This is a genomic window from Cognatishimia sp., from assembly GCF_049116455.1.
GTDB lineage: Bacteria > Pseudomonadota > Alphaproteobacteria > Rhodobacterales > Rhodobacteraceae > Cognatishimia.
The window spans coordinates 119,264-139,081 of sequence record NZ_JAGDYW010000005.1 but is presented as its reverse complement, the minus strand read 5'-3'; the positions used below and the strand labels follow the sequence as shown (position 1 = coordinate 139,081).

The 19,818-nt window shown below is 53.0% G+C and carries 20 protein-coding genes; 17 read left to right on the top strand and 3 right to left on the bottom strand.

Annotation, left to right across the window (positions count from 1 at the left end; genetic code table 11):
* The first annotated feature begins 28 nt into the window (after positions 1-28).
* The 11 genes from frr (at position 29) to lpxB (ending at position 10,346) form a co-directional block, all read left to right on the top strand.
* Complete coding sequence (gene frr, locus JXQ85_RS12645) at positions 29-592, top strand: ribosome recycling factor (RefSeq protein ID WP_421749298.1); 564 nt, start codon at positions 29-31, stop codon at positions 590-592.
* Between the two features lie 27 nt (positions 593-619).
* Positions 620-1,348, top strand: a complete 729-nt coding sequence (locus JXQ85_RS12640; RefSeq protein WP_421749297.1) for an isoprenyl transferase — start codon at positions 620-622, stop codon at positions 1,346-1,348.
* Positions 1,345-2,160, top strand: a complete 816-nt coding sequence (locus JXQ85_RS12635) for a phosphatidate cytidylyltransferase (RefSeq protein WP_421749296.1) — start codon at positions 1,345-1,347, stop codon at positions 2,158-2,160. Before JXQ85_RS12640 ends, JXQ85_RS12635 begins: the two co-directional genes overlap by 4 nt.
* Before the next feature lie 169 nt (positions 2,161-2,329).
* On the top strand, positions 2,330-3,679 hold the full coding sequence (gene rseP / locus JXQ85_RS12630; protein ID WP_421749295.1) for an RIP metalloprotease RseP: 1,350 nt from the start codon (positions 2,330-2,332) through the stop codon (positions 3,677-3,679).
* A 99-nt stretch (positions 3,680-3,778) separates the two neighbouring features.
* Positions 3,779-3,919 (top strand): hypothetical protein, encoded by a 141-nt coding sequence (locus tag JXQ85_RS12625; RefSeq protein WP_421749294.1) that lies wholly within the window; start codon positions 3,779-3,781, stop codon positions 3,917-3,919.
* A gap of 162 nt (positions 3,920-4,081) precedes the next feature.
* The gene (gene bamA / locus JXQ85_RS12620) at positions 4,082-6,448 is read left to right on the top strand and encodes an outer membrane protein assembly factor BamA (RefSeq protein ID WP_421749293.1); all 2,367 of its coding nucleotides are present in this window, start codon (positions 4,082-4,084) and stop codon (positions 6,446-6,448) included.
* Positions 6,449-6,458: 10 nt separating this feature from the next.
* On the top strand, positions 6,459-7,022 hold the full coding sequence (locus tag JXQ85_RS12615) for an OmpH family outer membrane protein (RefSeq protein WP_421749292.1): 564 nt from the start codon (positions 6,459-6,461) through the stop codon (positions 7,020-7,022).
* Between the two features lie 97 nt (positions 7,023-7,119).
* The gene (fabZ, locus tag JXQ85_RS12610; protein WP_421749291.1) at positions 7,120-7,584 is read left to right on the top strand and encodes a 3-hydroxyacyl-ACP dehydratase FabZ; all 465 of its coding nucleotides are present in this window, start codon (positions 7,120-7,122) and stop codon (positions 7,582-7,584) included.
* A gap of 5 nt (positions 7,585-7,589) precedes the next feature.
* Entirely contained in the window at positions 7,590-8,387 is a 798-nt protein-coding gene (gene lpxA / locus JXQ85_RS12605) for an acyl-ACP--UDP-N-acetylglucosamine O-acyltransferase (protein WP_421749290.1), read from the top strand.
* Positions 8,387-9,187, top strand: coding sequence for an LpxI family protein (locus JXQ85_RS12600; RefSeq protein ID WP_421749289.1), 801 nt, complete (start codon positions 8,387-8,389; stop codon positions 9,185-9,187). Before lpxA ends, JXQ85_RS12600 begins: the two co-directional genes overlap by 1 nt.
* 1 nt (position 9,188) lies before the next feature.
* Positions 9,189-10,346 (top strand): lipid-A-disaccharide synthase, encoded by a 1,158-nt coding sequence (gene lpxB / locus JXQ85_RS12595; protein WP_421749288.1) that lies wholly within the window; start codon positions 9,189-9,191, stop codon positions 10,344-10,346.
* 64 nt (positions 10,347-10,410) lie between these two features.
* Here the strand turns inward: lpxB and mnmA are convergent, their stop codons facing one another.
* Positions 10,411-11,553, bottom strand: a complete 1,143-nt coding sequence (gene mnmA / locus JXQ85_RS12590) for a tRNA 2-thiouridine(34) synthase MnmA (protein ID WP_421749287.1) — start codon at positions 11,551-11,553, stop codon at positions 10,411-10,413.
* Between the two features lie 128 nt (positions 11,554-11,681).
* On the opposite strand from mnmA, the gene JXQ85_RS12585 reads away from it, so the two are divergent.
* The 5 genes from JXQ85_RS12585 to JXQ85_RS12565 all read left to right on the top strand — a co-directional run bounded on the left by JXQ85_RS12585 (position 11,682) and on the right by JXQ85_RS12565 (position 17,456).
* Complete coding sequence (locus JXQ85_RS12585) at positions 11,682-11,960, top strand: DUF1153 domain-containing protein (RefSeq protein ID WP_421749286.1); 279 nt, start codon at positions 11,682-11,684, stop codon at positions 11,958-11,960.
* A gap of 92 nt (positions 11,961-12,052) precedes the next feature.
* The gene (gene ctrA / locus JXQ85_RS12580; RefSeq protein WP_421749285.1) at positions 12,053-12,772 is read left to right on the top strand and encodes a response regulator transcription factor CtrA; all 720 of its coding nucleotides are present in this window, start codon (positions 12,053-12,055) and stop codon (positions 12,770-12,772) included.
* Positions 12,773-12,874: 102 nt separating this feature from the next.
* Complete coding sequence (ligA, locus tag JXQ85_RS12575; protein WP_421749284.1) at positions 12,875-15,127, top strand: NAD-dependent DNA ligase LigA; 2,253 nt, start codon at positions 12,875-12,877, stop codon at positions 15,125-15,127.
* Between the two features lie 9 nt (positions 15,128-15,136).
* Positions 15,137-17,227 carry an ATP-dependent DNA helicase RecG gene (gene recG / locus JXQ85_RS12570; RefSeq protein ID WP_421749283.1) on the top strand — a complete coding sequence of 697 codons (2,091 nt, stop codon included), beginning with the start codon at positions 15,137-15,139 and terminating at the stop codon, positions 17,225-17,227.
* Positions 17,228-17,333: 106 nt separating this feature from the next.
* Positions 17,334-17,456 (top strand): hypothetical protein, encoded by a 123-nt coding sequence (locus tag JXQ85_RS12565; protein ID WP_421749282.1) that lies wholly within the window; start codon positions 17,334-17,336, stop codon positions 17,454-17,456.
* 250 nt (positions 17,457-17,706) lie between these two features.
* Here JXQ85_RS12565 and JXQ85_RS12560 read toward each other — a convergent pair whose 3' ends face one another.
* On the bottom strand, positions 17,707-18,159 hold the full coding sequence (locus JXQ85_RS12560) for an iron-sulfur cluster assembly scaffold protein (RefSeq protein WP_421749281.1): 453 nt from the start codon (positions 18,157-18,159) through the stop codon (positions 17,707-17,709).
* Between the two features lie 65 nt (positions 18,160-18,224).
* On the opposite strand from JXQ85_RS12560, the gene hisI reads away from it, so the two are divergent.
* On the top strand, positions 18,225-18,599 hold the full coding sequence (gene hisI / locus JXQ85_RS12555; RefSeq protein ID WP_421749280.1) for a phosphoribosyl-AMP cyclohydrolase: 375 nt from the start codon (positions 18,225-18,227) through the stop codon (positions 18,597-18,599).
* 130 nt (positions 18,600-18,729) lie between these two features.
* Here hisI and JXQ85_RS12550 read toward each other — a convergent pair whose 3' ends face one another.
* Entirely contained in the window at positions 18,730-19,737 is a 1,008-nt protein-coding gene (locus tag JXQ85_RS12550; RefSeq protein WP_421749279.1) for a LacI family DNA-binding transcriptional regulator, read from the bottom strand.
* Positions 19,738-19,818: the final 81 nt, after the last annotated feature.

Here is a 19,818-nt window from a genome sequence, read left to right as displayed (position 1 = left end):
TTAGCCCGAAAATAGGTGAGCAAACGCCATGTCAGAAGAATTTGAACTTGATACCGATGACCTGATGCGCCGCATGGATGGCGCGATGGGCAATTTGAGAACAGAATTCGCATCCCTACGTACAGGCCGAGCATCTGCTTCTATGCTGGAGCCGGTTCAGGTTGATGCCTACGGTTCCATGACACCGATCAACCAAGTCGGCACAGTGAACGTACCAGAGCCGCGTATGGTTACCATCAACGTTTGGGACAAAGGCCTTGTTGGCAAGGTCGAAAAAGCGATCCGCGAATCTGGTCTGGGTATTAACCCGCAGCTGAACGGTACAATTATCATGTTGCCGATCCCAGAATTGAACGAAGAACGTCGCCGTGAGCTAGGCAAAGTGGCTGGTCAATATGCGGAAAGCGCGCGGGTTTCGATCCGCAATTTGCGCCGCGACGGTATGGATCAGATCAAGAAAGCCAAAAACGATGGCATGTCCGAAGATGACCAGAAGCTTTGGGAAGCTGAAGTGCAAGAGTTGACGGATAGCTACATCAAAAACGTGGATGAAGCGCTTGAGACCAAGCAAGCTGAGATCATGCAGGTTTGATGGTCAGGACTGTTAAGTGAAAAGGTTATGAGTATGGCCACTGAAGAACCCCAGAAGGGGCCGCGTCATGTGGCCATCATCATGGATGGCAATGGACGTTGGGCACAGGCCAAAGGCCGTCCGCGTTTGTTTGGGCACCATGCCGGTGCGCGCCGCGTCAAAGAGATCGTGCGGGCCTGTAAGCCGCTTGAGGTCAAATATCTGACGATCTTTGCCTTCTCGACCGAAAATTGGAAGCGCACACAAAGCGAAGTGTCAGGTCTGATGAGCCTCTTTCGCCAGTATATCCGCAAAGAGACTCGCAGTCTGAAAGCGGAAGGTGTGCGTGTTCGGTTTATTGGCGACCGGGTGCAGCTTGACAAAAGTCTTGTGAAGCTGATGAACGATCTAGAGGAAGCCACAGCTGAAAACGATCTGGTACATCTGACCATTGCGATCAACTACGGTGGCCGTGATGAGGTTGCACGCGCGACAAAACGCTTGGCCAAAGATGTGGCAGCCGGCAAACTTTCTGCTGATGATGTGGATGAAGAAACGCTTCCAAAGTATTTAGATACAAGAGTTTTGCCCGATCCTGATCTTGTTATTCGTACCAGTGGCGAAGCGCGGATTTCAAACTTCCTGCTGTGGCAATCGGCCTATGCGGAATATGAATTTATCAACACGCTCTGGCCTGACTTCTCTGAAGATGAGTTCAAAAAAGTTGTTGGCAGTTTTGGCCAACGTAAGCGTCGTTTTGGTGCCGTGCCTGCATGAGCGCGCGCGACAAAGCCTCTGAAACAACACGCGGCAAGTGGGGGGACCTGCAAGCACGTATCTTATCTGCCTTGGTGATGTTGGCTGTTGGCCTGTTTGGTCTGTGGCGCGGCGGAGAGATTTTTCACGTATTGGTATCGTTTGTATGTGCGGGCATGATCTGGGAATTGACACGGATGATGCCGTCAAATCGCCCATCTTGGCCCCTGCAAATGGGCTTACTTGTCATTTTGGCGTTTATATCGCTGCTTTTTGTGCCAGCTGCTTTCTTTATGCCCATCGTACTCGCGCCTGCGTTGGTTGGTGCTAGCGGGCTTTCAAAAGATCGTATTCGCTTTATCGCCTATGCCGTCGGGCTGCTTTTGGCCTGTTTCGGGCTTATTGCGTTGCGTGAATTCCGCGGGTTGGAATGGGTGCTTTGGCTGATCTTTGTAGTCGTTGCCACTGATGTTGCTGGATATTTCGCAGGCAAAGTCATTGGCGGCCCGAAATTTTGGCCATCGTTAAGTCCGAAAAAAACTTGGGCCGGTACGTCTGCTGGTTGGGTCGCTGCCTTTGTGGTGGGCTTGGCCTTTGGCAACCTCTGGTTGGGTCTGGCAAGCATGGCGGTTTCTTTTGCAAGCCAGCTAGGGGACATTTCGGAAAGCGCGATCAAACGGCGGGCAGGGGTCAAAGACAGCAGTAACCTGATACCGGGTCACGGAGGATTGTTGGATCGCTTTGACGGGCTCATGGCGGCTGCACTGATGGTTTTGATCTTGATGTCGAGCTTTGGCGCCTCTTCAGAGTTTTTTGGGATGGCAGCGCAGTAGACTAGCTGTCAGCCTTTCTTGAAATTGACAAAGTGTTTTACGAAATATTTATCGCGCCTAAGCTGGCTGTGTCTCGCGTTAAGCCTGACGGCTGTGCTAGTGAGCGCAAAGAAATAACCAGAGCCCAATTAAACCGGGTCGAATCTACGCGTGCAAAGGATACATAACCTTGGATCTGTCATCTCTTCTACCGAGCTTTCAAAGCGGTGCTTTGACCATTGTGGCCTTTGTTGTCGCTTTGTCGGTCATCGTCGCGATCCATGAATATGGCCATTATATCGTAGGCCGTTGGTCTGGCATTCATGCCGAGGTGTTCTCGCTTGGATTTGGTCCAGTTCTGTTTTCACGCGTTGATAAGCGCGGCACAAAGTGGCAGTTGGCGGCCATTCCTTTGGGCGGCTACGTGCGCTTTAAAGGCGATGCCAATGCAGCCTCTGCTGGGGCCGATGATGACGTCATGACCGCGCTTTCAGACGAAGAGCTGCGCTCGACAATGCATGGGGCACCCCTCTGGGCGCGCACCGCGACCGTTGCGGCGGGGCCTTTGTTTAACTTCGCTTTATCTATCTTTATTTTCACCGCCGTTGTCCTGTCGCAAGGGGTCGTCGGTGATAAGCTGATTGTTGGCGCGCTACGCGATCTACCGACCTCTGATTACGCTCTTCAACAGGGTGATATTGTCTTGGGTATCAACGGAGTAGAGCTCCCGAGCGGGGAGGATGCAAACGCCTCGCGCGCTTTCCAAGATGGGCTGCCGAAAACATCAGTCTTAGACTACCTGGTCGAACGCGATGGCGATGAGATCACCGTCACAGGACCGCACTTTTATCCGCCCTATGTTTCGCAAGTGGCCCCGCAAAGCGCGGCATTTGCTAGTGGGTTGAAAGAGGGTGACGTCATTACTGGCGTGAACGGCCAGGCGATCCACGCATTTAGTGAGCTGAAATCTGCGGTTGAAGGATCCGATGGCGCGACCCTAGCCTTGGATGTTTGGCGTGCGGGCACAGTCAACGCGATGGATTTGACCCCAAAACGCGTGGATGAACCGTTGCCCGAAGGCGGCTTTCATACCCAATGGCGGATTGGCATCGGGGGAGGGTTTGCCTTTGAACCTGCCACCGAAGCGGCAGGGCTAGGTACTGCGCTCTCCGTCGCTGTCGCCCGAACAGGCGATATCATCGAGGGATCGATCTCTGGCCTTTATCATATGATCACCGGAGCAATCAGCAGTTGTAACCTGTCGGGCCCGATTGGCATTGCGCAAGTCTCTGGCGCCATGGCCAGCCAAGGCTCTGCGGACTTCATTCGCTTTATTGCGGTGTTGTCCACAGCGATTGGTTTGCTGAACCTGTTCCCGATCCCGGTTTTGGATGGTGGGCACCTTGTGTTTTATGCTTACGAAGCCGTTGCTCGCCGCAAACCAAATGAAAAAGTGACACGAGTATTGATGACATTGGGTCTATTGATCATTGTTTCACTCATGACCTTTGGTCTGACGAACGATCTTTTCTGCCCATAAAACGGGATCTTAACCGCAAAAAGCGCTATACTGCCCTAATCTTGCCCGATTTATCCTCGATATTTTGGGCAAGACAGTACTTCAGCGGCGGAGAGATCCATGCAAACGATTCATAACGGTTACCGTGCGATGAACGTTCTTTGGAATGTAAATTGGGAACGTTTGGCGTTTCCAGCAGCGATTTTGCTGAGCTTGGGCGTTGCTGCTCAGCTAGGCAGCATGGGCTTTTTCTGGCACTGAACAGCCATAACGCTTAGCCCGTTTTCCAAGATTATTTCAGCGCGTTACAACGAATTTCATAAGACCACGCGATCTTGCCGATCGTGTGGTTTGTGCTTTTGACATTGAGGTCTAATCCCGATACTGATTTGGCGACTGGGATGTCTGACGGGATTAGGGTTAATGAGCAGTAAATTTGGGGGCTCTGCCGGCCACCGCAATATGCGCAAGGCAACATTGCGCCAAACGGCAATTGCATTTTCTGTATTGGTTTCAATGGGCTTTCTGGCCACGCCGAATATGGCTGAAGCCCAGAATTATCGGTTTTCCACCCTTTTGATTGAAGGCAATAACCGGATCGAAGATGCCGCCATTGCGTCTTACACCGGAATCGCTCGCGGTCAGGTCGTTTCTGCCGGTGATCTAAATGATGCATATCAGCGTATTTTGGCGACAGGTTTGTTTGAAACGGTCGAACTTGTGCCCTCTGGCAATCGACTTGTCATTCGAGTCACCGAATTCCCAACCATCAACGTGGTAAAGTTTGAAGGTAACCGTCGTTTGAAAGACGATGTACTTGAAGCCGTGATCGAGTCCCAGTCTCGCCGCGTGCTGAACCCAGCTACAGCTGAACGCGACGCAGATGCCATTGCTGAAGCCTATGCCCAAAGTGGTCGAATCGCAGCACGCGTGACGCCGCGCGTTATTCGCCGGTCAGAAAACCGCGCTGATTTGGTTTTTGAAATTTTTGAGGGTTCACTTGCTGAAATCGAACGCCTGAGTTTCGTTGGAAACCGAATTTATTCAGACCGTCGACTTCGCCGCGAACTCAGCACCAAACAAGCTGGTCTTTTGCGCGCGGTTGTGAAGCGGGATACTTTGGTTGAGGACCGGATTGAGTTCGACAAACAGCTGCTTCGCGATTTCTACCAAGCACGCGGCTATGTGGATTTCCGAGTGACAGGCGTAAATGCCGAATTGGCGCGCGAGCGCGACGCCTATTTCCTGACATTCAACGTTGAAGAGGGGCAGCAGTTCTCTTTTGGTGAAATCACTGTTGTGAGTGATCTGCCAGAAGTTGATGTTGAAACCTTCGAAAAGACCCTGCGGATCAAACCGGGTAAAACCTATTCACCACTGTTGGTGGAAAACGCCATTGCCCGCATGGAATCCAAGGCCACACAAGAGGCGCTCGATTTCATCCGGGTTGAACCACGAGTTTCGCGCAATGATCGCGATCTCACACTTGATGTCGAGTTCGCCTTGGTGCGCGGCCCGCGCGTGTTTGTGGAACGCATCGATATCGAGGGCAACACAACCACGTTGGACCGAGTTGTACGTCGCCAGTTTAATACTGCAGAAGGCGATCCGTTTAACCCACGCGAGATTCGTGAGGCAGCCGAGAGAATTCGTGCGTTGGGCTTCTTCACAACATCTGAGGTGAATGCTCGTCAGGGTTCCAGCCCTGATCAGGTTATTGTAGATGTTGATGTTGAAGAACAGCCAACCGGGTCTTTGACCTTTGGGGGAACCTATTCTACGGATTCTGGGTTTGGTTTGGTTGCTGGTTTTACCGAGCGGAATTTCTTGGGCCGTGGTCAATCTTTGAGTGTGAATGTATCCACTTCACCTGATGTGAATGACTACCAGCTACGCTTTGTTGAACCGGCGTTTTTAGGCCGCGATGTCTCACTTGGCTTTGACCTGTCTTATCAAGATAGTAACTTGTCTGCGGTTCGTTTTGAAAATACGATCGGGCAAATTCAGCCGTTTATTGGGTTTTCGCTTGGAGAGCAAAGTGCGATGCAACTTCGCTATACCTACGAAAGCGTCGATATGGTCGTTCCCACATCGATTGATCCAAATGCGATTGTAGAAGTCGAAGCTGATCGTGGACGAGAAACGATAAATTCAATTGGCTATACGTATACTTTTGATTCCCGGATAGGTGGTCTAAATCCGGATGCGGGTGTTCTTCTGGAATTTGGGCAGGATTTTGCGGGACCAGGTAGCGACGTTGAATATATCAAAACTTCCGCACGTGCGGTCGCTCAACGCAAGGTTTTCAATGGTGACGTCACCTTGCGTGCGACTTTGGAAGGTGGTGCAATTCATGCGCCGGACAACAATACGCGCGTTCACAACCGTTTTGCGTTGAGCAGCCGTCAATTCCGGGGTTTTGAACCTTTTGGTATGGGGCCGCGTGAAATTTCAACCGCAGATGACGGTGCTACGTTAAACGACGGTCTGGGCGGTAAATACTATGCCGTTGCGCGTTTTGAGGCTGAATTCCCGCTTGGATTGCCCGAGGAATATGGTATTTCCGGAGGCCTCTTTTACGATGTAGGCTCCCTTTGGGGGGTAGATGGCGCGGCCGCAGCGGGTAACACCCTTCTGTATGATGATTTCACACTGCGCCAGACCGTTGGTCTCTCCATTTTCTGGACAACGCCAATTGGGCCTCTGCGGTTTAACTGGTCAAAAGCTGTTGATAAGCAAGCCTTTGACCAAGATCAGACCTTCAACCTGACCATTCGGACAGAATTCTAAGGTGCGCCATTTGGTCCGCGGATTACTGATTATGATCGGCATGGCGTTTATGCCGATCATACTAGAGGCTCAGGCGGCTCTTGTACCTAGCAGTAATATTTTGATTGTTGATCGAGAAAGGCTCTATGAACAATCAGCCTTCGGGCAACGTGTTATTGCGGAACGAGACGCCGACGTTGCGGTGCTAGCCGCAGAATATCGGCGTATCGAGGCGGAGCTGACCGACGAAGAGCGCATCCTAACGGATAAGCGCCCAACGATGGCAGCTGAAGAATTTCGCAAATTGGCGGATGCCTTTGATGAGCGCGTCGAAGAAATCAGAGATCTACAGCAAATACGTGAAATTGAAATCGCCACCAAGTTCGAGGCCGAGCAACGGCGGTTCTTTGAGGAAATTCAACCTGTTGTAGGCAATGTGATGCGTGAAAACGGCGCGCAGTTGATGCTCGAAATTCGAGATATTTTTGCCCATAACCGTGCTCTGGATGTGACCGATCAAATGATCCTTCAAGCCAATGTGATTTTAGGCGATGGCAGGCCAACTACCCCAGACTCTGAATCTGAAGAAAACTAACCCCAAAAGTTTGCCATAGAACGCTGGTCTCTTGCCCTTGAATTGGCCTATTGTTAGGGACAAGAACGATGCGCAAAAAGAACAGCAGGAGATAAAAATGAGCGAGTCTTTGAAAACCGCCGACATCCAAATGATTCAACGGATTATCCCACATCGTTATCCCTTCCTGCTGGTGGATAAAGTGGTTGATATCGACGGCTTCCAAACTGCGACCGGCATCAAAAATGTCACGATGAACGAGCCTCATTTTCAGGGCCATTTCCCAGGCAACCCGATTATGCCGGGTGTGACCATCATCGAAGCCATGGCGCAAACTGCGGCTATCATGGTGGGCACAGAGCTGGGCATGGAAGACAAGAACATGCAGGTTTATTTCATGGCGATCGACAAGTGCAAGTTCCGTCGCATGGTTGTGCCGGGTGATGTGCTGGAAATGAAATTGACCACTGTGCGCGGTAAGCCGGGTGGTAAGGTCTGGAAATTCTCTGGTGTGGCCGAAGTCGAAGGTGAAATGGCGGCTGAGGCCGAATTCACCGCGATGATGGAATTGCCGAAGGCCTAACGCACATGGCGATTTCCCCAGAGGCTCAGGTTCACGCATCTGCTGTTATCGAAGATGGCGCCAGCATTGCTGCGGGCTGTATTGTCGGGCCGTTTTGCGTTGTCGGGCCCCAAGTCGTGCTTCACGAGCGTGTCGAGCTGAAGTCCCATGCGATTGTGACCGGCAATACCGAAATCGGTGCGGATACCGTTGTTTTCAGTTTTGCCGTGATCGGAGAAATCCCGCAGGATTTGAAGTTCAAGGGCGAAGCCAGCAAGCTGAGTATTGGTGCGCGTAATCGCATCCGTGAGCATGTGACCATGAATTGCGGCACCGAAGGCGGCGGCGGTGTGACGAAGATCGGCGACGATGGGCTCTTTATGGCGGGGTGCCATGTTGCGCATGACGCTCAGATCGGGGATCGTGTGATCCTTGTAAACTCCGTGGCCGTTGCTGGCCACTGCATCATTGAGGATGACGTGATTGTCGGCGGCCTGTCTGGCGTGCATCAATTTGTGCGCATTGGTAAAGGCGCGATCATTGGCGCGGTGTGCATGGTGACCAACGACGTTATTCCTTATGGTCTTGTGCAAGGGCCGCGCGGGCAGTTGGATGGTTTGAACCTTGTTGGATTGAAACGCCGTGGCGTGCCGCGCGAAGATATCTCTGCCCTGCGCAAAGCTTTTCAGGAGCTTGGCGACGGGGAAGGGTCTTTCCTTGAGCGCAGCAAACGTGTTGGCGACGCCACTGAAAGCGCTTATGTAAAAGAGATCATCGACTTTGTGCTGGGCGAAAGCGATCGCTCTTATTTGACGCCAAAGTAATGGGGCGTCTTGCCATCATCTCGGCCAAAGGTCTTTTGCCAGTTGAACTGGCACGGGCCGTTCCTGATGCTTTGATTGTAACGCTGAAGGGGGTCGCGCATGATCAAAGCGGCCCGGTTCATGAGCATCAATTTGAAAAGCTTGGTGCGCTGTTCGTGGATCTTAAATCCGAAGGCGTGAGCGAAGTTGTCTTCGCCGGTGCGATATCGCGACCAAATCTTGATCCTGCGGCGTTTGACGATTTCATGCAGGCGACGGCGCCACGTTTGATGGTGGCGTTTGGGGCGGGGGATGACGCGCTTTTGCGGCTGGTTGTTTCGCTGTTTGAAGAAAATGGCCTGACGGTTCGTGGTGCCCACGAAATTTTAGAGATCACCGCCAAAACGGGCCTGATCGCCGGTCCTGCACCTGATGAAGTCTCATTGAGGGATGCTGCGCGCGGTGCGGATATCCTATCGGCGATGTCATCTTTGGATGTAGGGCAGGGTGTTGTTGTCGCCGGTGGCCTGTGTTTGGGCATTGAAACCCTTCAGGGCACCGATGCCATGCTGGGCTTTGTAGCTGACACGCCGGAGCATTTGCGTCGTGCCAAAGGGGTTTTTGTGAAAGCCCCAAAGGCGGGCCAAGATCTGCGCGTAGATATGCCCGCCATCGGCCCGGACACCATTCGCAATGTTGCACAGGCAGGCCTCGCGGGTGTTGCGCTTGCTGAGGGTCGGGTTTTGGTATTGGATCGCGAAGTGACACTTAAGCTCGCAGAAGATTTGGGCGTGTTCATCTATGGGTTGGAGGGCCTTTAGGATGAAGGTCTATCTGATCGCCGGTGAACTGTCGGGCGACAAGCTTGGCGCATCCTTGATGCAAGGGTTGAAGGCGCTCCATGAGGGACCACTGGAGTTTCATGGCGTTGGCGGCCCATTGATGGAAACGGAAGGCTTGCAGAGCCAGTTTCCAATGGAAGAGCTGTCAGTGATGGGTATCGCTGAGGTTTTGCCAAAGTATTTTCAGCTGAAACGCCGTATCAAAGAGTGCGCTGAGGCTGCTCATGCGCTGAATCCTGATGTGATGATCACCATCGACAGTCCTGATTTTTGCCTGCGGGTGGCCAAGCTTGTGAAAGCGGCCGGTGAAATTCGCACGGTGCATTATGTGGCACCTTCGGTCTGGGCTTGGCGGCCGGGACGGGCGAATAAGATGGCAAAACATATCGATCAGGTCTTAGCGCTTTTGCCATTTGAGCCGCCCTATATGGAAGCCGCTGGCATGCGCTGCGATTTTGTTGGCCATCCGGTTGTGTCTGAACCCGTGGCCACAACAGACGACGCCCACGCCTTTCGCGCGGCACACGGGCTATCTGATGCGCCACTTGCTTTGATCCTTCCAGGAAGTCGCAAAAGCGAGGTCTCGCGTTTGCTGCCGATCTTTGTGCCGGCGATGGAAGCCCTGCAACAGGCTCGACCTGATCTGCGCTTTGTGTTGCCAACAACAGGCCCAGTGGTTGAGATGGTCAAAGAACAGGTTGCCGGCATTGCCAACCCGCCAGTGATCCTTGATCCAACGGGGCAGGACATTGAGGTCTTTGCCGAGGAAAAGCGTGCTGCTTTCAAAGCTGCAGATGTCGCGTTGGCGGCCTCGGGCACGGTTTCATTAGAGCTTGCGGCCTCTGAAACTCCAATGGTCATTGCTTATGACGTCAGCCCGATTAGTCGTATGATTTTCAAACGTATGTTGAAGATCGATACAGTCACTTTGGCGAACCTGATTACGGATACGCGGATCATACCAGAGCATCTGACAGAGGACTGCACAGTCGATAATATCGTGCCGAGTGTTTTGAGCGTTCTTGAGAAACCAGAAGCCCAATTGCAGATCGTACGAAGCACGATGGAAAAGCTGGGTCGCGGTGGAGAAGACCCGGGGTTACGTGCGGCCAAAGCTGTTTTGGATGGGCTTAAGTAGCCCGGCTAGGCCACGGATATATCAGGGAAAAGAAAAGCCGGGCTGAAGCCCGGCCTACGTTTGATCAACCCTTCCAGATCCAACCGCCGCCAAAGATTCGGCTACCTTCAGAAGCGTAAAACACACAAGCCTGACCCGGCGAAACGCCTTCCTCTGGGGTCAGCAGCTCAACTTCTGCAGTTGTCGGCCCGGTTGGTCGCACAATTGCCTCGCGAGGCGGACGGGTGGAACGCACTTTGACCATAAGATGCCGTTCTGCTTGGCTCTCAAATGGCTCATCTCCTAGCCAGTTGATTTCGCGAACTGGGACGGTGCGCGTTGCCAACATAGATTTAGGCCCAACGATCACTTGCTTGTTTTCGACATCAAGATTCACGACGTAAAGTGGTTCAGACAAGCCGCCGATGCCAAGGCCGCGGCGCTGGCCAACGGTGTAGTGCAGCACCCCATCGTGTTTCCCGAGTATATTGCCGTCTTGATCCACAATATCACCCGGCTCCGCAGCGCCTGGACGCAGTTTTTCGATCACCGAGGCGTAGTCGCCGTTGGGGACAAAGCAGATGTCTTGGCTGTCAGGCTTATCCGCCACCGACAGGCCGTATTCTGCCGCCAAAGCTCGTGTTGCTTCTTTGTTGGGCAGATGACCCAAAGGGAAACGCAGGTAGGCCAATTGATCCGGTGTGGTTGAAAACAAAAAGTAGCTCTGGTCTTTGTTTGCATTCTCAGCTGAATGCAACTCAGGACCGTGTTCGCCAACTTTGCGCTGAATATAGTGGCCAGTGGCCATACAATCCGCGTCCAGATCTTTTGCTGTTTCCAACAGGTCTTTGAATTTCACCCGTTCATTACAACGAATGCAGGGCACCGGTGTGGCCCCAGCCAAATAGCTGTCTGCGAATTCATCGATCACCGCATCTTGGAAGATGTTTTCATAATCCAAGACATAATGTGGGAATCCTTTTTCCTCTGCCACACGTCGCGCATCGTGAATGTCGATACCAGCACAGCAGGCGCCTTTTTTAGCTAAGGCCGCCCCATGATCATAAAGCTGCAGGGTGACGCCAACGACATCATAACCTTCGTCCGCCAGTTTGGCGGCCACAACAGAGCTGTCCACGCCACCAGACATGGCAACAACCACGCGCGTCTCAGACGGCGGTTTCGCAAAACCAAGCGAGTTGATTGGATGTGTATCGTCTAAGGCCATTTTGCAGTCCATCGCGCAAGCAGAGGGGAAAGTGAGGAATATAGGAAAATCCTAATTACTCTCAACCCCTCGTTTCATCTGTCGTTAAGGACCTATGGGCCAGAAAGCCTAAATGAAAGGGGGGTGGTATGTATCTTAAGAAAGTGGATGGGCTTCGATCCGTGACATTGCCGGATGGATCTGTGTTTTCTCAGGCGGACCTGCCGCCTGAAAGCACGCGGCGATGGGTGGCGTCGCGCAAGGCTGCAGTTGTGCGAGGTGTGGTTTATGGCTTGATCACGCAGGATGATGCTTTGACGCGCTACGGGCTGACCGAAGAAGAATTCTTAGAGTGGCTTAAAGCCATTCGAACCCATGGAGAGGATGGTTTGAAAACCACCGCTCTACAAAAATATAGACAACTATAAGGTGTGCTTCTAATCTCATCGTGACATTAGTTAAAAGTTAAGACTCTGGTGTTTAAAGTTAATTTTAGCTTATCTAGTCTCGGGAAAATTGTATGCGTGTCTTATTAATTGAAGATGATCCGGCCACTGCAAAAAGCATCGAGATGATGCTGACGCATGCCAATTTGAATGTTTATGCGACGGACCTTGGTGAAGAAGGCGTCGATCTTGCCAAGCTATATGATTACGATTTGATCCTTTTGGATCTTGGGTTGCCCGATATGATGGGGCACGAGGTGCTGCGTCAAATCCGTCTCGCGCGGATTGAAACGCCAATTTTAATCTTGTCTGGCGCGGATGATACTGACAGCAAGTTAAAGGGCTTTGGTTTTGGCGCGGATGACTATCTGACTAAGCCGTTTCACCGCGAAGAACTGGTTGCGCGCATTCATGCCATCATCAGACGTTCTAAAGGGCATTCTCAATCCATCATCAATACCGGTCGAATCGCCGTCAATCTGGATGCGAAAACCGCAGAGGTGGATGGCGAACAGGTGCATCTGACTGGCAAAGAATATCAAATGCTTGAACTGCTTTCATTGCGCAAAGGCACGACATTAACCAAAGAGATGTTCCTCAATCACCTTTATGGCGGCATGGATGAGCCAGAGCTTAAGATTATCGACGTGTTTATCTGCAAATTGCGTAAAAAGCTGACCGAAGCCACCGGGGGCGAAAACCATATCGAAACAGTTTGGGGGCGGGGTTATGTGCTACGTGATCCATCGGGGCAAGAAAACACAGAGCCTGAAGCACTGGCGATGCGAGCCTAATGTCGAAAATTGACGCCAGAGGGGGGCTCTGGCGTCACATGCCTTCTGGACGAAGCGCCCACCCCGATTTATCTAAAAGGGTAAGCAGGGGAACGGCGCTGAATGACACAAGAAAAAGACATCTCTCAGCTCAACACTGAGGAAGCCAAGGCAGAACTTGAACAGCTTGCTGGGCTGCTTGCCACGGCGAACACTGCCTATCACACGCAAGATGCTCCAGAGATTTCTGACGCGGAGTATGATCGCTTAAAGCGGCGCAATGCTGCTATTGAAGCTGCTTTCCCTGACCTGAAACGTGCAGATAGCCCCAGTGAACAAGTCGGAGCTCCAGTCGCAGATGGATTTGGCAAAATCACCCATGCGGTCGCGATGTTGTCTTTGGGCAATGCGTTTGAAGATGAGGATGTCACCGGTTTCGCAGATCGTGTGCGCAGTTTTCTCGGATTGGCCAACGGAACGCCGTTGGAGTTCACTGCAGAGCCAAAAATTGACGGGCTCAGCCTGTCATTGCGCTACGAATCTGGCAAGCTCATCCAGGCGGCGACCCGTGGTGATGGGGCCACAGGCGAGAACGTTACAGCGAATGCGCTGACCATCTCGGATATTCCACATCACATCGAGGGTGCGCCAAAGGTTTTGGAAGTGCGCGGCGAGGTCTATATGAGCCACGCCGATTTCGCGGCTTTGAATGAGCGCCAAGAGACAGCCGGGGATAAACCCTTTGCCAATCCGCGCAATGCCGCCGCGGGATCATTGCGTCAGCTTGATTCCGCGATCACCAAATCCCGCCCCTTGAAGTTTTTTGCCTATGCTTGGGGTGAGCTCAGTTCACCCTTGGCTGACACGCAATTCGATGCGGTCGCGAAGCTTGCAAATTATGGATTTTCAACCAATCCGCTGACGCAAAAATGCAATTCTGCCAAAGAACTGATTGCCCATTATCGGTTGATCGAAGAGCAGCGTGCCACTCTTGGCTATGACATCGATGGCGTTGTTTATAAGGTGAATGATCTGAGTCTGCAGGCTCGTCTTGGGTTCCGTTCGACCACGCCGCGTTGGGCGATTGCGCATAAGTTTGCCGCCGAAACCGCCTGGACCAAGCTTGAAGGGATCGACATTCAAGTGGGCCGAACGGGCGCTTTGTCCCCTGTGGCGCGATTGACGCCCGTGACGGTAGGTGGCGTTGTGGTGTCGAATGCAACGTTGCACAACGAAGATTATATTCGTGGCTTAGACAATAAAGGTGACGAAATTCGCGGAGGCAAAGACATCCGCGAGGGGGACTGGGTACAGGTTTACCGCGCAGGGGATGTGATCCCGAAAGTGGCGGATGTGGATCTCAGCAAACGATCCGCGGATTCAAAACCATATGTATTCCCAGAGGTTTGCCCTGAATGCGGTAGCCCCGCGGTGCGTGCCGAAGGGGATTCCGTGCGCTTTTGTACAGGCGGCATGATCTGTCCGGCGCAAGCCAAGGAAAAGCTGAAACATTTTGTGGCGCGCAAAGCCTTTGACATCGAAGGTCTGGGTGCCAAACAGATCGAGATGTTCTTTGATGATGAAACACTACCGATCAAAGAACCTGCTGATATTTTCACGCTTGCCAAACGCGATGCGGTTCAGTTGACCAAGCTCAAGAACCGCATGGGGTGGGGCGAGCAAAGTGCCGCGAACCTTTTTGCAGCCATTGAAGACAAGCGCGAGATCGCATTTGGGCGCATGCTGTTTTCCCTTGGTATTCGCCATGTGGGGGAAACCGCGGCCAAAGACCTCGCGTTGCATTTCATGGAATGGGGTGCCTTGGTGAAGGGCGCTGAAACAGCGCGACCTGCAGCGGTGGCGTGGCGCAAGGCGGATGAAGCCGAGGAGGCTGAGCGTCTGGCGGCGAAATCTTCAGGCCGGTCTGCTAAAATCAAATCAACCCGCGATGCTACAATTGCCGCCTGCGATGTCTCCATCGTGTCGACGGCTGCTTGGCAAGATATGACCGGCATTGATGGCATCGGCGCGACAGTAGGACTGTCTTTAACCGACGCATTCGCCAATCCTGATGAGCGCGCCGCCATTGAACGGTTGGTGGCTGAATTGACGATTATTCCGCCTGAAGCGCCGTCAAAAGAGAGCCCTGTGGCGGGTAAAACAGTGGTCTTCACAGGCAGCTTGGAAAAGATGACACGTGCCGAAGCCAAAGCGCGTGCCGAATCTTTGGGTGCGAAAGTGGCGGGATCTGTATCGGGCAAAACCGATCTATTGGTGGCTGGACCGGGCGCTGGCTCCAAAGCCAAAAAAGCCGCCGATTTAGGCGTGGAAACCATAGACGAAGACGCGTGGATCGCGTTGACTGACGGATTGTAAGGGGGGGCTGTGAGCAGTCGTCCCGAACTCCTTTTCCCGCTTTTTGCGGCGATCACCAAGCTCGACGGCGTAGGTCCGAAAGTGGCGCAGCATATGGCGCAGATGGGGCTCGAAAAGCCGCGCGATGTGCTCTTTACCCTGCCGCATTCGGTGATCGATCGGCGTCGACGTGACACGGTGCAAGGCGCGGATTTGCCGGGGATTGTGACGGTAGCTGTGACCGTGGGCACGCATCGACCATCCCGCAACCGCAATGGGGCTTATCGCATTACGGTGCAGGATGCTCAGACAAGTTTCCAACTGGTGTTTTTCCATGCGCGCGGGGATTACCTGCAAAAACAATTGCCTGAAGGGTCGCGGCGTTTGGTGTCTGGCCGGGTTGAGCTGTTTGACGGTGTCGCTCAGATGGTGCACCCAGATCATATGTTGGCCGAAGAGGATGCGCGCAGCATTCCAGAATTCGAATCGGTCTACCCGCTGACCTCTGGGGTGACGCTGAAAACAATGACCAAAGCCGCGCGGTCCGCTTTGGGGATGGTGCCGTCGCTGGCGGAATGGATTGACCCCACCCAAAAAGAACAAGCGGAATGGGCCGATTGGAATGAGGCCATTGCCGAGGCCCATGCGCCGCAGGGGCTGAAAGATATTTCTGCAACCACTAAGGTCCGCGAACGGCTGGCCTATGATGAATTCTTTGCCCATCAGCTGACATTGGCCTTGGCGCGAAGTCAGCTTAAGCGCGCTCCGGGGCGGATCAGCCAAGCAACAGGTAAGCTGCAAGGCAAGGTCCTCGCAGCTTTGCCCTATCGCCCAACTGGGGCACAGCAACGCGCAATTGCCGAAATTGCTGACGATATGGCGACCCCGCATCGGATGAACCGTTTGCTGCAGGGCGATGTGGGTGCCGGGAAAACGCTGGTGGCTTTCATGGCCATGCTGAACGCGGTTGAAGCGGGCGGGCAAGGCGTGATGATGGCCCCGACGGAAATCCTTGCTCGGCAGCATTTGCAGGGGCTGCGCCCCTTGGCGGAACAGGCCGGAGTGGTGGTCGAAATTCTGACGGGTCGGGATAAAGGCAAGGAACGCAAAGCCAAGCTTGAGGCATTGAAGACGGGGAATATCCATATTCTGGTCGGCACGCATGCGGTGTTCCAGAAAGACGTGGAGTTCATGGATCTGCGGCTTGCCATTGTGGACGAACAGCACCGATTTGGCGTGCGACAGCGTTTAGAACTGGGAAAAAAAGGTGCGCAGGCTGATGTTCTGGTGATGACAGCCACGCCGATCCCACGCTCACTTGCCTTGGCGCAATACGGCGATATGGATGTCTCGGTTCTGGATGAAAAACCTCCTGGGCGGCAGCCGATCACCACTGTGATGGTGTCCGATTATCGCATCGATGAAGTTGTCGAGCGGATGCGTCAGGCAGTGGCGGAAGGCAAACAGGCCTATTGGGTTTGTCCGTTGGTTGAGGAAAGTGAGGTCATGGACCTCACGGCGGCGGAAGACCGGTTCAAGATGCTTCGCGCCACACTTGGCGAAGGCGTTTGTGGATTGGTGCACGGCCAGATGCCACCCTCTGAAAAAGATGCGGCCATGGCGGATTTCGCCAGCGGCAAAACGCAGGTTTTGGTGGCGACCACAGTGATCGAAGTGGGCGTTGATGTGCCTAATGCCACGATCATGGTGATTGAACGGGCCGAGAGCTTTGGCTTGGCACAGCTGCATCAGCTGCGTGGGCGCGTCGGGCGTGGCGATCAGGCCTCGACCTGTTTGCTGATGTATCAGGCGCCGCTGTCTGAGAACGGACAGAAACGGCTAAAGGTGATGCGTGACACAAATGATGGGTTCCGCATTTCGGAAACAGATCTGGAAATGCGCGGGGCTGGGGATTTGATTGGTACTGCGCAATCAGGCCTGCCGCGATTCCGCATTGCCGATATGGAATCTCAATCTGCGTTGATGGCCGTGGCGCAATCTGATGCGCGCAAATTGCTGCATGACGATCCAGACCTGACATCAGAACGCGGGCAGGCGGCGCGTGTTCTTCTTTGGCTCATGGAACAGGATCAAGCCATTCGTTTGATTTCAGTGGGTTAGCGTTTATTTCGCGAAATGTTCCCCGATGTTCTCAAAAAGTTCTTGCATGGGAGAACAAAAAATGAGAACAAATAGGCAACAAAGAGTTAACCGCAGGAGCAACGCCATGATGTCTCAGATCAAAACAGTGATCCGCAACTCACACTCCAACTTGCTGCAAGACGCCATTGGCGTTGGTGCATTGGCTGTGATGATGATTGTTGCCCTGCATATCCCGGGCCTTGCCTAAGCTGACAAAAGGAATTTGAAGAACCTCTGACTGCCTGGCGTTCTCGGGCCGGGGCTGTTCATACGACGCACCTGTCCCCATTTGTGCGTTTCACTGACACTGCCTGTCCCAACGATTTCAGTTTGTCTCTTTATGGGTCTGCCTCACAACATCCCATTTCGAACAACCCTGCGCCGAGAACGCAACCTTCGCCGCCTTCCTCCCCGGGAAGTGCGGCGTTTTTTTTGACTTAGGATTTAGGAATTAGGATTTAGGCGCAGGCGCTTTGGTCCGCTTGATCAAAAGCTTCCAGAGTGGCTTCGAGCGACAGCAAAATCGACGCGTGACGATTGCGGTAATCCTGAGCAGGGCGCAAGACTTCGAGGCCCTCAAATGGAGCGGGTGGGGTAGGTCCACCGTCTTTCAACATGGCTTTCAATCCATCGCGGCCGGCTTCGACTTGAGCTCTTGTGCAGCCGATGATCGATTTCCCAACAACCGAGGCGGCTGCTTGGCCAAGAGCACAGGCTTTGACGTCTTGGCCATAGGCGGCGATTTTGCCGTCTTCGGTTTTTACGTCGACAGTGATGGTCGATCCGCACAGCGGCGCACGCTTTTTGACCGTGGCATCAGGAGTATCGAGCATGTCCGTGTGAGGCATGTCCGACGCCAGTGCCAAAATTTGGCCTGAGTAGAGCTTGATCAGATCGGTTTCACCGGACATGGCTGTTTCCTTTTGCATGAGATTCCTAGATAGAGAGCCTAACCAGAGATGCAAAGGGGCTTGAGATGTCTTTTGATGTGAATGCGCTGAAATACAACGAGGCTGGTTTGATCCCAGCAATTGCGCAGGACGCGGACACTCATGAAGTCTTGATGATGGCCTGGATGAATGCAAAAGCCATTGAAAAGACAATAGAAACGCAGAAGGTGACCTATTGGTCTCGGTCGCGTCAGTCGTTCTGGATCAAAGGTGAAAGCAGTGGTCACACGCAGGAATTGGTCGATTTTCGCTATGACTGTGACCAAGATTGCATCCTGGTTGTGGTGCGACAAGAAGGCCCAGCCTGTCACACGAACCGTCGGTCTTGCTTTTATACAGCCGTACGGGATGGCGAGAACGTTGAGCTGATGAAGCCGATGTGTGACGATCACGACCACTAGCGTTTGTTAGGGCCCTATCTTCTCTTAACCTGAATAGTTTTGGTCAACCAATTGCTCTTATACGCATGGGTGCATCGTCAAAATTGCCGCTCGAAGTATCGCGGACAATTTATGACGCCTAGTCAGGCTGCTAAACCCGTGGGCCTGTGGTTTCGCGAATGACAAGTTCTGCCGAAATCTCGGATATGGCGACGGGCGAATTAGGGTTTTGCAAGCGGTCTAACAAGGCGCGTGCCAATCGACGGCCCAATTGATAGGGGGAGGTCGCCATGGTGGTCAGTGGCGGCGTTGCCACTGCCGCATCTTGGATATCGTCAAAGCCGACAATCGAGACGTCTTTGCCCGCTTCCTCGCCCTTGCGTGCCAACGCCAAGCAGGCCCCAAGAGCAATTTGGTCTCCGTTGCACACCACTGCAGTGACTTCGGGGTGGGCTGCGCGTAGTTCTAACATTGCATTCAGGCCAGCGAGCTTATCATCTGTCGTATCCCACACGATTTCCGGCCCCAGATCGCGCTCCGCGACGACAGATTGGTATCCTGCAATACGTTGATTTCGTACGTCAACATTTGCCATCCCACCCAAAAACGCGATGTTTTTGTGACCAAGATCCGCAAGGTAGTTTGTTGCGGTTTTTGTGGCTTCGGTATTTAGAATACCCACGTGGTCAAAGTTAGATGCGCCTTCGCGGCGCAGAAAGGTCACCGTCGGAATTCGATGGTTGCGCAACAGGTCGATACTGGATTGCGGTGTGTCGTGGGCCGGAACCCATAGCAGGCCGCCACGAGAGCTTCTGATAAAGGCTTCCAATTGGCGGCGCTGGTGTTCCGGATCGTCTTTGGAATCCAAAACAGAAACAAGATACCCTTCGTTTTCGAGCAAATCGCTCACGCCACTGATCACTTCGGCGTTAAAAGGGTTGGCAATCTGATGGATCGTGAACCCAATTTCTCGGTTCTCGCCAGAGCGCATCGACGCTGCGCGCGCATCGGGCACGTAATGCAATTTACGTGCAGCATTCAGAACTTTTTCACGGGTTTTTTCGGAAATTCGACCCGTGCCACGCATGACCTGACTCGCCGTTGCGACGGATACGCCAGCTTCTTTGGCGACTGTTTCAAGTTTAGGTTTCTGGGTCATATTCCGTATTTTTGGCTTAACGTTTTAGCAGTTTTACCTGCGATTACTAGGTTTTTACAAGCAATTATAGCTGATTTATTG

Excerpts from the sequence above, each read along its gene's own strand:
- frr (WP_421749298.1), top strand. The coding sequence starts at position 29 with ATGTCAGAAGAATTTGAACTTGATACCGATGACCTGATGCGCCGCATG.
- JXQ85_RS12640 (WP_421749297.1), top strand. The coding sequence starts at position 620 with ATGAGTATGGCCACTGAAGAACCCCAGAAGGGGCCGCGTCATGTGGCC.
- JXQ85_RS12635 (WP_421749296.1), top strand. The coding sequence starts at position 1,345 with ATGAGCGCGCGCGACAAAGCCTCTGAAACAACACGCGGCAAGTGGGGG.
- JXQ85_RS12625 (WP_421749294.1), top strand. The coding sequence starts at position 3,779 with ATGCAAACGATTCATAACGGTTACCGTGCGATGAACGTTCTTTGGAAT.
- bamA (WP_421749293.1), top strand. The coding sequence starts at position 4,082 with ATGAGCAGTAAATTTGGGGGCTCTGCCGGCCACCGCAATATGCGCAAG.
- fabZ (WP_421749291.1), top strand. The coding sequence starts at position 7,120 with ATGAGCGAGTCTTTGAAAACCGCCGACATCCAAATGATTCAACGGATT.
- lpxA (WP_421749290.1), top strand. The coding sequence starts at position 7,590 with ATGGCGATTTCCCCAGAGGCTCAGGTTCACGCATCTGCTGTTATCGAA.
- JXQ85_RS12600 (WP_421749289.1), top strand. The coding sequence starts at position 8,387 with ATGGGGCGTCTTGCCATCATCTCGGCCAAAGGTCTTTTGCCAGTTGAA.
- lpxB (WP_421749288.1), top strand. The coding sequence starts at position 9,189 with ATGAAGGTCTATCTGATCGCCGGTGAACTGTCGGGCGACAAGCTTGGC.
- mnmA (WP_421749287.1), bottom strand. The coding sequence starts at position 11,553 with ATGGCCTTAGACGATACACATCCAATCAACTCGCTTGGTTTTGCGAAA.
- JXQ85_RS12585 (WP_421749286.1), top strand. The coding sequence starts at position 11,682 with ATGTATCTTAAGAAAGTGGATGGGCTTCGATCCGTGACATTGCCGGAT.
- ctrA (WP_421749285.1), top strand. The coding sequence starts at position 12,053 with ATGCGTGTCTTATTAATTGAAGATGATCCGGCCACTGCAAAAAGCATC.
- ligA (WP_421749284.1), top strand. The coding sequence starts at position 12,875 with ATGACACAAGAAAAAGACATCTCTCAGCTCAACACTGAGGAAGCCAAG.
- JXQ85_RS12565 (WP_421749282.1), top strand. The coding sequence starts at position 17,334 with ATGATGTCTCAGATCAAAACAGTGATCCGCAACTCACACTCCAACTTG.
- JXQ85_RS12560 (WP_421749281.1), bottom strand. The coding sequence starts at position 18,159 with ATGTCCGGTGAAACCGATCTGATCAAGCTCTACTCAGGCCAAATTTTG.
- hisI (WP_421749280.1), top strand. The coding sequence starts at position 18,225 with ATGTCTTTTGATGTGAATGCGCTGAAATACAACGAGGCTGGTTTGATC.
- JXQ85_RS12550 (WP_421749279.1), bottom strand. The coding sequence starts at position 19,737 with ATGACCCAGAAACCTAAACTTGAAACAGTCGCCAAAGAAGCTGGCGTA.